Genomic DNA, 12,324 nt, shown 5'->3' with positions numbered 1-12,324 from the left:
TTTGAAAGATTTGGGTTACTTACGCGCCACAATCACCGCCCGCATCGGCGCCGGCAGTCCCTCAATGGTTTTACTGTGGTCCGCAGGATCGAGGAAATCACTCAGTGACTGGTACTTCATCCACTCGGTGCTGCGCTGTTCCTCCACGGTCGTCAGGCTGACGTCCACGCAGCGCACATCGCTGAACCCGGCGCGGCGCAGCCAGCGTTCCAGGGCCGGGACCGACGGCAGGAACCAGACGTTGCGCATCTGCGCGTAGCGGTCCTCGGGCACCAGCACCTGGTGTTCGTCGCCTTCGATCACCAGGGTTTCGAGCACCAGCTCACCGCCTTTTACCAGGCAGTCCTTCAAGGCCAACAGATGCTCGATCGGCGAGCGGCGGTGGTAGAAGACGCCCATGGAGAAGACCGTGTCAAAACCTTCCAGCTCCGGCGGCAGGGCTTCGAATGGGAAAGGCAGGTGCCAGGCGTTGGGCTGTGACAGGTAGCGCTGCACCGCCTGGAACTGGCAGAAGAACAGCCAGTTCGGGTCGACGCCAATCACCGTGTCCGCGCCGGCACCGAGCATCCGCCACATGTAGTAGCCGTTGCCGCAGCCGACATCGAGGATGCGCTTGCCCTTGAGGTCTAGATGCGGGGCGACGCGTGACCATTTCCAGTCCGAGCGCCATTCGGTGTCCACGTGCACGCCAAACAGATCGAACGGGCCCTTGCGCCACGGAGAAAGACCCATCAGCGCGGTACGCATCTGGGCGCGGGTTTCGTCAGAGCAATCTGCGTCCAGCGTCAGCTCGTTCAGCAGATCCACGGTGGTGGGCTGCAAGGCCGGCAGCGCATCGAGGGCGCTTTGCCAACGCTCCAGGTCGCCGTGGCCCTTTTCCATTTTGATATCGAGCTGCGTTTGCAGTGTCGCGGCCCAGTCGGCCAGGGGCGTGCCGGCCAGATGGCGGGCGAGGGGGGACAGATCAATCATGGCAAGGCAATCAACGAGGCGAAGTTAAGACACTGGAACCACGGCACGACTTTCGAGAAGCCGGCCGCCAGCAGGCGCTCGCGGTGTTCTTCGAGGCTGTCGGGCTTCATGACGTTTTCGATGGCGCTGCGTTTCTGAGCAATTTCCAGCTCGCTGTAGCCGTTGGCGCGCTTGAACGCCACGTGCAGGTCGGTCAGCAGGGCATGTTCCTCGGCATCGTTGAAGCGCAGTTTTTCCGAGAGGATCAAGGCGCCGCCGGGCAGCAAGGACTGACGGATACGGGTCAGCAACGCGGTACGTTGTTCGGGTGCGATGAATTGCAGCGTGAAGTTCAACGCCACCACCGAGGCCGGCTGGAACGCCAGCGCAAGGATGTCGCCTTCGATCACTTCCACCGGCAACAACTCCTGGAACATCGAGTCCTGGCCGTTGAGGTATTCGCGGCAGCGCTCGACCATGGCCGCCGAGTTATCCACCGCGATCACCCGGCAACCGTCGGTGCGCACATGACGGCGCAGCGCCTGGGTCACCGCGCCCAGGGACGAACCGAGGTCATACAGCACGCTATTGGGCTGGGCGAACTGCGCGGCGAGCACGCCGAGGTTCTCGACGATGGTCGGGTAGCCTGGCACCGAGCGCTTGATCATGTCCGGGAACACTCGAACCACGTCTTCATTGAAGGCGAAGTCGGGCACCTGGGCCAAGGGCTGGGCGAATAGGCGATCGGGTTCTTTGCTCACGACGGTTCCGGCGGCAGGGATAGTGAAAAGGCCGGCATTTTAACCAAAAAACCTGTGGGAGCGAGCTTGCTCGCGATGGCGATGGTTCAGCCAGTCGTTCGGTTGGCTGACAGATTGCTATCGCGAGCAGGCTCGCTCGCACATTTAATCTCTGTTTAGTGATGTTTTTGGTGGAGAAAGGTGGCCGCACCCATCAGCACGAGTATCAGCCAACCCACGTTCAATTCACCGAAATGGCGCAGTCGAAGGTTTCCACGGGGGGGACCTCAGGCGCCCAGGGTTGTTGATACGTCAGGCGCAAGCGCCCGGTGCCGGCGTTGAATGCCTGGAAGCGCCAGGTTGACACCCCGGCGGCGCCGACGATGCCGGCGTCTTCCGGGTTGCGGTAGACCTCCGGGCCCAACGCCTTCAACACGCCGCCGGCTGAATCCTGAACCGTCCATCGGTAGCCGGTGCTTGGGTTGGTCGGCAGGCTCAGGATCAGGTTCTGGCCGTTATTGAGCTGCACCGGGCATTGGCTAAGCTTCTCGACCGTCACGTTGTGTTTCGGTTGCATGGCACAGGCGCTCAACAAGGCGAGGCTGACGGGTACGAGCAGGCGGGTGAGAGACATAAGGGCTCCGGCGTTCACGACGAACGGCGAGCATAACCGAAGATGCTACTTAGTGTGTCAGGTGAGGATGTGTTGATGCCGGAGGCCCTTCGCGAGCAGGCTCGCTCCCACAGGGTTCGGTGTGGATCACAAACGCTGTGAACGACACTTATCCAATGTGGGAGCGAGCCTGCTCGCGAAGGCGCCAGCACAGGCGCTACAGGACCGTCAGAACAACACCTTCGCCACATCCGCAAACCGCTTGGCAAAGTGCACCGTGACACCTTCCTTGAGGTAGTCCGGCAGTTCCTCGAAATTGCCCCGGTTGGCGTCCGGCAGGATCAACTCATTGATCTTCTGCCGACGCGCCGCGATGACTTTTTCGCGCACGCCGCCAATCGGCAGGACATGCCCGGTAAGGGTCAGTTCACCGGTCATGGCCACGCCTTTTTTCGGCGGCTGGTTACGCGCCAGGGACAGCAGGGCGCTGGCCATGGTCACGCCGGCACTCGGGCCGTCCTTGGGCGTGGCGCCTTCCGGTACGTGCAGGTGAACAAAAGCCTCATCGAAAAACTTTGGATCACCGCCGAATTGCTTCAGGTGCGAACTGACGTAGCTGTGGGCAATTTCAGCCGATTCCTTCATGACTTCGCCCAGTTGCCCGGTGAGCTTGAAGCCGCGATTGAGCGTGTGGATACGCGTTGCCTCGATCGGCAGGGTCGCGCCGCCCATGCTGGTCCAGGCCAGTCCGGTGATCACACCCACGCCGGACAGCACCTGCTCATTGCGAAATACCGGTTTGCCCAGGGACGCCTCGAGATCCTTCGGCCCGAGTTTGATCACGGCTTTCGGCTCGTCGATCAGCTTCATGACCGCCTTGCGCACCAGTTTGCCCAGCTGTTTTTCCAACTGACGGACGCCGGCCTCCCGGGCATAACCGTCGATCAGTGCCTTGAGAGCGCTGTCGTTGATGCTCAGGCTGCCCTTGGAAACGCCGGCCTTGGCGAGTTGCTTGGGCCATAAGTGGCGCTTGGCGATGGCGACTTTTTCTTCGGTGATATAGCCCGACAGGCGAATCACTTCCATGCGGTCCAGCAGCGGGCCGGGAATCGAGTCCAAAGTGTTCGCTGTGCACACAAAGAGCACTTTCGAGAGGTCCAGGCGCATGTCCAGGTAGTGGTCGAGGAATTCGACGTTCTGCTCCGGGTCGAGGGTTTCGAGCAGCGCGGAAGCCGGGTCGCCCTGGTAGCTCTGGCCCATCTTGTCGATTTCGTCGAGCATGATCACCGGGTTCATCACTTCGACGTCCTTGAGCGCCTGCACCAGCTTGCCCGGCTGGGCGCCGATGTAGGTGCGCCGGTGGCCCTTGATTTCGGCTTCGTCGCGCATGCCGCCGACACTGAAACGATAGAACGGCCGCCCGAGGGATTCGGCAATGGACTTGCCGACGCTGGTCTTGCCCACACCCGGAGGGCCAACCAGCAAGACGATCGAACCGCTGATCTCGCCTTTGTAGGCGCCCACCGCGAGGAATTCCAGGATGCGGTCCTTGATGTCGTCCAGGCCGGCGTGGTGCTGGTCGAGAATCTTGCGGGCGTGCTTGAGGTCAAGCTTGTCCTGGCCATACACGCCCCACGGCACCGATGTTGCCCAATCGAGGTAGTTACGCGTGACGGCGTATTCCGGCGAGCCGGTTTCCAGGATCGAGAGCTTGTTCATTTCCTCTTCGATGCGTTTCTGTGCCTGGGCCGGCAGCACCTTGCCCTCCAGGCGCTGTTCGAATTGTTCCAGGTCGGCGCTGCGGTCGTCCTTGGTCAAGCCCAGCTCCTGCTGGATGACCTTTAGTTGTTCCTTTAGAAAGAACTGGCGCTGATGTTCGCCGATCTTGCTGTTGACCTCGGCGGAAATCTCTTTCTGCAGCCGCGCCACTTCGACTTCCTTGCGCAGCATCGGCAGGACTTTTTCCATGCGCTTGAGCATCGGCACGCAATCGAGCACTTCCTGCAATTCACTGCCGGTGGCGGAGGTGAGCGCGGCGGCGAAGTCGGTCAGCGGCGAAGGGTCGTTGGGGCTGAAGCGGTTGAGGTAGTTCTTCAGCTCTTCGCTGTACAGCGGGTTGAGCGGCAGCAGTTCCTTGATCGCATTGATCAGCGCCATGCCGTAGGCCTTGACCTCGTCGGTCGGCTCGCTTGGCTGATGCGGGTATTCGACTTCCACCAGGTATGGCGGGCGATGATGCTTGAGCCAGGTGCGAATGCGCACGCGGGTCAGGCCCTGGGCAACGAACTGCAATTTGCCGGCCTCACGGCTGGCGTGGTGGACCTTCACCAGTGTGCCGTACAGCGGCAGTTTCGAGGTGTCGAAGTGGCGCGGGTCTTCCTGGGGCGTGTCCATGAAGAACAACGCCAGGGAATGGTGATCGGACTTGGCCACCAGCTCCAGGGTCTCGGCCCACGGTTCTTCGTTGACGATGACCGGCAGTACCTGGGCCGGGAAGAACGGACGATTGTGGATCGGGATGATGTAGACCTTGTCCGGCAGGCTCTGGCCGGGCAGGGCCAAGCCCGTACCGGAAACGGTGTGTTCGATCTGTTCGGCGTCTGCGTATTCGTCGTTTGCTTCAGTCGAGTGCTGGTCGCTCATGGGGCACCTGCGCAATGGAGTATGGGTCTTAGATGGGGCAGGTGAGGGGTTGTTTCAATGCTGGATAATTGTCAGGGGTTATTTCAATGGTCTGCGTTCAGGCTGGCGACAGGTTGATGTGGCGAGGGAATGATCCCTCGCCTCCGCTTCAACCGATGCGATTCAAGTCGTTATGGCGGGTTTCCTTCAGACACAGCACCGCGATAACGCTGAGCACCGCCGCTGCGGAAACGTATCCGCCGACGTAGCTCAGGCCGCCCATCGCCACCAGTTTCTGGGCGAAGAACGGTGCCGCCGACGCACCGACGATGCCGCCCAGGTTGTAGGCCGCCGACGCGCCGGTGTAGCGCACGTGTGTGGGAAACAGCTCCGGCAGCAACGCACCCATGGGGGCAAAAGTCACGCCCATCAGGAACAGTTCGATGCACAGGAACAATGCCACGCCGGCGGTAGAACCGTGGGTCAGCAACGGTTCCATGAGGAAACCCGAGGCAATCGCCAGGACGCCGCCGATAACCAGTACCGGCTTGCGCCCGTAGCGATCGCTGGCCCAGGCCGATAGCGGCGTGGCGGCGGCCATGAACAGCACGGCAAAGCACAGCAGGCCGAGGAAGGTCTCGCGGCTGTAACCGAGGGTGGACACGCCATAGCTCAGGGAAAATACCGTCGAGATGTAGAACAGGGCGTAACACACCACCATCGCGGCCGCGCCGAGCAATGTTGGCGCCCAATACTGGCTGAACAGCTCGACCAAGGGGATTTTCACCCGTTCCTGACGGGCCACCGCGTTGGCGAAGACCGGCGTTTCATGGAGCTTGAGACGCACATAAAGGCCAACGATGACCAGGGCGGCGCTCAGCAGGAACGGAATCCGCCAGCCCCAGGAGCGGAACTGCTCGTCGTCGAGGGTCATGGCCAGGGTCAGGAACAATCCGTTGGCCGCCAGGAAGCCGATGGAGGGGCCCAGTTGGGGGAACATGCCAAACCAGGCGCGCTTGCCTTTCGGGGCGTTCTCGGTGGCGAGCAACGCCGCGCCGCCCCATTCACCGCCCAGCCCCAGGCCCTGGCCGAAACGCAGCAGGCACAGGAGAATCGGCGCCCACGCGCCAATGCTGGCGTAGCCGGGCAGCACGCCGATGAGGGTGGTGCACACGCCCATCAGCAGCAGCGACGCCACCAGGGTGGACTTGCGCCCGATCCGGTCGCCGAAATGGCCGAACAGCGCCGAGCCCAGCGGCCGGGCGAGGAAGGCGATGCCGAACGTCAGGAAGGACGACAGCATCTGTGCCGTGCCCGAGGTTTGCGGAAAGAATACCGGCCCGATCACCAGGGCGGCAGCGGTCGCGTAGACGTAGAAATCGTAGAACTCGATGGCGGTGCCGATGAAACTCGCGGTTGCCACGCGGGTGGCCGAGTTGGTCGGTTGGTTTGCCACGGCGTCATTGCAAGTGGTGGTGGTCATGCGGTTATCCCTGACAGTCATGTGCTCCGTTGGAGCGAATTATTATGGTCGAACACCCAGGGATGTGGGTTGGGGCGCTGTCGCTGTTTCGGGTAGGAACAGTCGCAGGGTTACAGCGGATATTGCCGGTGGGCTGCCCGGAACGGTCTGAGTGCCGGGTAAGCACTGGGTTCGGGCGGGGCTGGGTAAGCGGGTTGAGTATAGGAAGGGGGCTAACGAATCGACAAGAGAGCCTGCGCACAATATCGGGCCTACGATGAGCTTTTTGTGGCGAGGGGATTTATCCCCGTTGGGCTGCGAAGCAGCCCCAAATACAGTCAACTCAATTTGCTTGGTGTACCGGGTTGTCGGGTTTGGGGGCTGCTGCGCAGCCCGGCGGGGATAAATCCCCTCGCCACAACGATGTTTTACCTTGAGCCTGTTGGGTATCAGGAAACAGCGGGCACCGAGCTGTTATGCCACACCAGCACCTGGCTGACGCGGTTGTCGACGGTCTCGATGATCTCCAGCCGGTAGCGGCCGATCTTCAGGCAGACCGGACTTTCGGGGATGGTTTCCAGGGCCTCGGTGACTAGGCCGTTGAGCGTCTTGGGGCCATCGCAAGGCAGGTGCCAGCCGAGGGTCTTGTTCAACTCGCGGATCGACGCCGCGCCCTCGATCATCAGGCGGCCATCGGGCTGGGGATGGACATGGGGATTGTCGAGGCTGTGCTCGCTTTCGAACTCGCCGACGATTTCCTCGAGGATGTCTTCCAGGGTCACGATGCCCAGCACTTCGCCGTATTCATCCACCACCATGCCCAGGCGTCGCTGCTGCTTGTGGAAGTTGAGCAACTGCAGCTGCAGCGGCGTGCTCTCGGGGACGAAGTAAGGCTCGTGGCAGGCGGCCAGCAGCGCTTCCTTGGTCAGGCTCGCGTCCGCCAGCAGGTGGCGGATCTGGCGGGTGTTGAGCACCGCTTCGACCTGGTTGATATCGCTGTGGAACACCGGCAGGCGGGTCCGACGGTTCAGGCGCAGCTGTTCGATGATTTCGCCGATAGGGTCGTCGAGGTTGATCCCGTCCACCTCGCTGCGGGGCACGAGGATGTCGTTGACGGTGATGTTGTCCAGCGCGTGGATGCCGGATACCGGATGGACCCGGCCGCTGTGTTCCTGTTCATGCTCAGCGCGTGGCGGTGCGGGCATCTCATCGTCGCTGTGCTGGACAGCGCCGGTCTTGCGGGCAAACGGGCGCAGCAGCAACTGACTGAAACCGTTGAGCAGCCAGGCGGCCGGATAGACAATTTTCAGCGGCAGGGCAAGCAAGCTGTTGCCCAGGCCCAGCACCGCGTCGGGGTAGCGGGTCGCCAGGGTGCGAGGCAGGTAATCGGCAAAAACCAGCAAGGCCGCGCTGGTGCCGAGCCAGGCCAGCCACGGGCCGTTTTCCAGCCAGGCAAAAATCGCCAGCCAGGTGCCGATTACCACGGCCAGCGCACGACAGAGGGTGTTGCCCAGGATCAGGCTGGCGATAGGGAAGTTCAGCTTCGCCAGTGGCTTGTCGCCAGAGCGCGACGCTTTGCGTTGCGCGAGCAGATACTGTTGGGCCGCTTCGATGGCCGTGAACAGCGCCGACCAGAGGATCAGCACGACCATTACCGCAAACAATGGCCCCAAGGGCAGCCTATCCATCAGTGTCGTCCGTCAGACATGCAGGATGTATTCGCGGACCAGCTTGCTGCCGAAGTAGGCGAGCATCAGCAGGCAGAATCCGGCCAGGGTCCAGCGAATTGCCTTGTGGCCCCGCCAGCCGAGACGATTACGGCCCCACAGCAGCACGCTGAACACGATCCACGCCAGGCACGCCAACAATGTCTTGTGCACCAGGTGTTGGGCGAACAGGTTTTCGACGAACAGCCAGCCGGAAATCAGCGACAGCGACAGCAGCGTCCAGCCGGCCCAGAGGAAACCGAACAGCAGGCTTTCCATGGTTTGCAGCGGCGGAAAGTTGCGGATCAGCCCGGACGGGTGCTTGTGCTTGAGCTGATGGTCCTGCACCAGCAGCAGCAATGCCTGGAATACCGCGATGGTGAACAGGCCGTAGGCGAGGATCGACAACAGGATATGGGCGAGAATGCCTGGCTCTTCGTCGATGATCTGCACGGTGCCCGAGGGCGCGAACTGCGCCAGCAGCACCGTGGCCAGTCCCAGCGGGAACAGCAGCACCAGCAGGTTTTCCACGGGGATGCGCGAGCAGGCCAGCAGCGTCAGGGCAATCACGGCCACGGCAATCAGGCTGGCGGCATTGAAGAAGTCCAGGCCCAGGCCGATCGGCGTCATCAGGTGGGTGACAAGACTGGCCGCGTGGACAAGCACCGCCAGCACGCCGAGCGTGACCAGCAGGCGCTTGTTCGCCTTGGCGCCGGAGGCCAGGCGGGTGCCCTGATAGAAGGTCGCAGCGGCATAAAGACAAGCGGCGGCGAGGGAAGCAAGCAAGCTGGGTGACAAGGGGAGCATAAATCCTGTTAGGCAAGCCCGAAAGGCGCTGAGTTTGGCATAGAACCCCCACCGCACGAAAGACCACCGCAACCGACGGCGAGGTGTACGTCGCACGCTTCTTCGCTATAATCCGCGACCTGCCCACGCCGCAGGCTCGCCGAGCACATATTTCACGGTCTGGGCCGCCATTATCCCGGTCTTATCTGGGCCTGAAAGGATCGCGCATGTTTGAAAACCTAACCGACCGTCTCTCGCAGACGCTGCGCCATGTCACCGGCAAGGCGAAACTGACCGAAGACAACATCAAAGACACCCTGCGCGAAGTGCGCATGGCGTTGCTCGAAGCCGACGTCGCCCTGCCGGTGGTCAAGGACTTCGTCAATTCGGTGAAGGAACGCGCCGTCGGCACCGAAGTGTCGCGCAGCCTGACACCGGGCCAGGCCTTCGTGAAGATTGTCCAGGCCGAACTCGAAAGCCTGATGGGCGCCGCCAACGAAGACCTGAACCTGAGCGCCGTGCCTCCGGCGGTCGTGCTGATGGCCGGCCTGCAGGGCGCGGGCAAGACCACCACTGCCGGCAAGCTGGCGCGCTTCCTTAAAGAGCGCAAGAAGAAGTCGGTGATGGTGGTGTCCGCGGACATCTATCGCCCGGCGGCGATCAAGCAGCTGGAAACCCTGGCCAACGACATCGGCGTGACGTTCTTTCCGTCCGACTTGAGCCAGAAGCCGGTGGACATCGCCCAGGCTGCTATAAAGGAAGCGAAGCTCAAGTTCATCGACGTGGTTATCGTCGACACCGCCGGTCGCCTGCACATCGATGAAGAGATGATGGGCGAGATCAAGGCACTGCACGCCGCGATCAACCCGGTGGAAACCCTGTTTGTGGTCGACGCCATGACCGGCCAGGACGCGGCCAACACGGCCAAGGCCTTCGGCGACGCACTGTCGCTGACCGGCGTGATCCTGACCAAGGTCGACGGCGACGCCCGTGGCGGTGCCGCGCTGTCGGTCCGCGCGATTACCGGCAAGCCGATCAAGTTCATCGGTATGGGCGAGAAGAGCGAGGCGCTCGAGCCGTTCCACCCCGAGCGTATCGCCTCGCGTATCCTCGGCATGGGCGACGTGCTCAGCCTGATCGAGCAGGCCGAACAGACCCTCGACAAGGACAAGGCCGACAAACTGGCCAAGAAGCTGAAGAAGGGCAAGGGCTTCGACCTCGAAGACTTCCGCGACCAGTTGCAACAGATGAAGAACATGGGCGGCCTCGGCGGCCTCATGGACAAACTGCCGAACATTGGTGGCGTGAACCTGGCGCAAATGGGCAATGCACAGGGCGCGGCCGAGAAGCAGTTCAAGCAGATGGAAGCCATCATCAACTCCATGACCCCGGCCGAGCGCCGCGACCCTGACCTGATCAGCGGTTCGCGCAAACGCCGTATCGCCATGGGTTCCGGCACGCAGGTGCAGGACATCGGCCGCTTGATCAAGCAACACAAGCAGATGCAGAAGATGATGAAGAAGTTCTCCGCCAAGGGCGGGATGGCCAAGATGATGCGCGGCATGGGCGGTATGTTGCCCGGCGGCGGTATGCCGAAAATGTAAAGAATCTGCGCCGGCTGTCATGTCGGCGTTGCCCCGCACGGATGCGGGGATCTCCAGCAAACCCGTGCTATGCGGGAGCTACCTGCCGTTTTTCATGACGGCTCTACGGCAAATCTTGATCGCACAGCGCCATGCGCCGGAAAAAGTCATTTGCAAAAGTCCGGATATTCCTTAGAATATGCGGCCTTTCGGGCACCTATGCCCGCTGTGCATTTAGATTTGCAGCACCGACTACAGGAACGATGTTCACATGCTAACAATCCGTCTTGCCCTTGGCGGCTCCAAAAAGCGCCCGTTTTACCACCTGACCGTAACCGACAGCCGCAATCCGCGTGACGGTTCGCACAAGGAACAGGTTGGTTTCTTCAACCCTGTTGCCCGTGGTCAGGAAATCCGTCTGTCCGTGAACCAAGAGCGCGTAGCCTACTGGCTGAGCGTTGGTGCACAGCCTTCTGAGCGTGTTGCTCAGTTGTTGAAGGAATCGGCTAAGGCTGCGGCCTGAGCAATATGAACGCGACGCCAAAAGATGCTGATGATCTGATCGTTGTCGGCAAGATCTATTCTGTTCATGGCGTTCGCGGCGAAGTGAAGGTTTACTCCTTTACTGATCCGATCAAAAACCTGTTGGACTACAAAACCTGGACGCTCAAGCGCGAAGGTAGCGTGAAACAGGTTGAGCTGGTCAGCGGACGTGGGAACGACAAGTTCCTGGTCGCAAAGCTCAAGGGTCTCGATGATCGTGAAGAAGCGCGTCTTCTGGCCGGTTATGAGATCTGCGTGCCGCGCAACCTGTTCCCTGAACTGACCGACGGCGAGTACTACTGGTACCAGCTGGTGGGTCTGAAGGTCATCGACCACCTCGGGCAACTGCTCGGGAAGATCGATCACCTGCTCGAGACCGGTTCGAACGATGTCATGGTGGTAAAGCCTTGCGTCGGCAGCCTGGATGATCGCGAACGCCTGTTGCCCTATACCGAGCAATGCGTGTTGGCCGTTGACCTGGCAGCAGGCGAGATGAAGGTGGAATGGGATGCGGATTTCTAGACGTGGCTAATCTGCGCGTTGAAGTCATCACGTTGTTTCCCGAGATGTTTTCCGCCATCAGCGAGTACGGCATAACCAGCCGCGCGGTGAAACAGGAGCTGTTGCAGCTCACTTGTTGGAATCCGCGGGACTACACCACGGATCGACATCACACTGTGGACGATCGCCCGTTTGGCGGTGGTCCGGGCATGGTGATGAAGATCAAGCCCCTGGAAGATGCGCTGGTTCAGGCCAGGACGGCAGCCGGGGAGGGTGCGAAGGTGATCTACCTGTCGCCCCAAGGCCGTCAGCTGACTCAGTCGGCGGTACGCGAGCTGGCGAAATCGGATGCATTGATCCTGATTGCCGGCCGTTACGAAGGCATTGACGAGCGTTTCATTGAAGCTCATGTCGATGAAGAGTGGTCGATTGGCGACTATGTACTGTCTGGCGGCGAGCTGCCGGCGATGGTCCTGATCGATGCGGTTACACGACTGCTGCCTGGAGCTTTAGGGCATGCGGATTCCGCCGAGGAAGATTCCTTTACGGATGGTCTGCTGGATTGCCCGCACTACACCCGACCGGAGGTGTATGCGGATCAGCGTGTTCCCGACGTGTTGCTAAGTGGCAACCACGCGCACATCCGGCGTTGGCGTTTACAGCAGTCCCTTGGTCGGACCTATGAACGACGCGCCGATCTTCTGGAAAGCCGCTCGCTTTCTGGAGAAGAGAAGAAGCTGCTCGAGGAATACATCCGCGAGCGGGACGATAGTTAACAACGTATCGATGGTAAGTCCGATGACTTGCCTTAGGAGCA

Annotated in this window: 11 protein-coding genes; 4 read left to right on the top strand and 7 right to left on the bottom strand. The window is 61.2% G+C overall.

Translation table 11 applies throughout. The features are described 5' to 3' along the window. Window positions 1-15: 15 nt before the first annotated feature. The 7 genes from cmoB to J3P86_RS21300 all read right to left on the bottom strand — a co-directional run bounded on the left by cmoB (window position 16) and on the right by J3P86_RS21300 (window position 8,901). Window positions 16-972, bottom strand: coding sequence for a tRNA 5-methoxyuridine(34)/uridine 5-oxyacetic acid(34) synthase CmoB (cmoB, locus tag J3P86_RS21330; protein ID WP_434628594.1), 957 nt, complete (start codon window positions 970-972; stop codon window positions 16-18). Further along, window positions 969-1,712 carry a carboxy-S-adenosyl-L-methionine synthase CmoA gene (cmoA, locus tag J3P86_RS21325; RefSeq protein WP_305499021.1) on the bottom strand — a complete coding sequence of 248 codons (744 nt, stop codon included), beginning with the start codon at window positions 1,710-1,712 and terminating at the stop codon, window positions 969-971. Before cmoA ends, cmoB begins: the two co-directional genes overlap by 4 nt. 220 nt (window positions 1,713-1,932) lie before the next feature. After that, entirely contained in the window at window positions 1,933-2,325 is a 393-nt protein-coding gene (locus J3P86_RS21320) for a protease inhibitor I42 family protein (protein WP_434572015.1), read from the bottom strand. A 207-nt stretch (window positions 2,326-2,532) separates the two neighbouring features. After that, window positions 2,533-4,947 (bottom strand): endopeptidase La, encoded by a 2,415-nt coding sequence (lon, locus tag J3P86_RS21315; RefSeq protein ID WP_434601755.1) that lies wholly within the window; start codon window positions 4,945-4,947, stop codon window positions 2,533-2,535. Between the two features lie 148 nt (window positions 4,948-5,095). Beyond that, window positions 5,096-6,409 carry an MFS transporter gene (locus J3P86_RS21310; protein WP_434572018.1) on the bottom strand — a complete coding sequence of 438 codons (1,314 nt, stop codon included), beginning with the start codon at window positions 6,407-6,409 and terminating at the stop codon, window positions 5,096-5,098. A gap of 428 nt (window positions 6,410-6,837) precedes the next feature. Next, complete coding sequence (locus tag J3P86_RS21305; protein ID WP_434698785.1) at window positions 6,838-8,076, bottom strand: HlyC/CorC family transporter; 1,239 nt, start codon at window positions 8,074-8,076, stop codon at window positions 6,838-6,840. Window positions 8,077-8,088: 12 nt separating this feature from the next. Then, window positions 8,089-8,901 carry a cytochrome C assembly family protein gene (locus J3P86_RS21300; protein WP_305499026.1) on the bottom strand — a complete coding sequence of 271 codons (813 nt, stop codon included), beginning with the start codon at window positions 8,899-8,901 and terminating at the stop codon, window positions 8,089-8,091. Between the two features lie 206 nt (window positions 8,902-9,107). Between J3P86_RS21300 and ffh the strand changes: the two genes are divergently transcribed. The 4 genes from ffh (at window position 9,108) to trmD (ending at window position 12,283) form a co-directional block, all read left to right on the top strand. Beyond that, the gene (gene ffh, locus J3P86_RS21295) at window positions 9,108-10,484 is read left to right on the top strand and encodes a signal recognition particle protein (RefSeq protein ID WP_434698784.1); all 1,377 of its coding nucleotides are present in this window, start codon (window positions 9,108-9,110) and stop codon (window positions 10,482-10,484) included. A 250-nt stretch (window positions 10,485-10,734) separates the two neighbouring features. Beyond that, window positions 10,735-10,986, top strand: coding sequence for a 30S ribosomal protein S16 (rpsP, locus tag J3P86_RS21290; protein WP_003185073.1), 252 nt, complete (start codon window positions 10,735-10,737; stop codon window positions 10,984-10,986). Between the two features lie 5 nt (window positions 10,987-10,991). Continuing rightward, the gene (rimM, locus tag J3P86_RS21285) at window positions 10,992-11,528 is read left to right on the top strand and encodes a ribosome maturation factor RimM (RefSeq protein WP_058544503.1); all 537 of its coding nucleotides are present in this window, start codon (window positions 10,992-10,994) and stop codon (window positions 11,526-11,528) included. After that, entirely contained in the window at window positions 11,510-12,283 is a 774-nt protein-coding gene (gene trmD / locus J3P86_RS21280; RefSeq protein WP_434572025.1) for a tRNA (guanosine(37)-N1)-methyltransferase TrmD, read from the top strand. The genes rimM and trmD overlap by 19 nt, the downstream gene beginning before the upstream one ends. The last annotated feature ends 41 nt before the right edge of the window (window positions 12,284-12,324 follow it).

The organism is Pseudomonas sp. D1-1, assembly GCF_051132225.1.
Taxonomy (GTDB): Bacteria; Pseudomonadota; Gammaproteobacteria; order Pseudomonadales; family Pseudomonadaceae; genus Aquipseudomonas.
The sequence above is the reverse complement of the archived record's forward strand: the minus strand, read 5'-3'. Positions and strand labels throughout refer to the sequence as shown.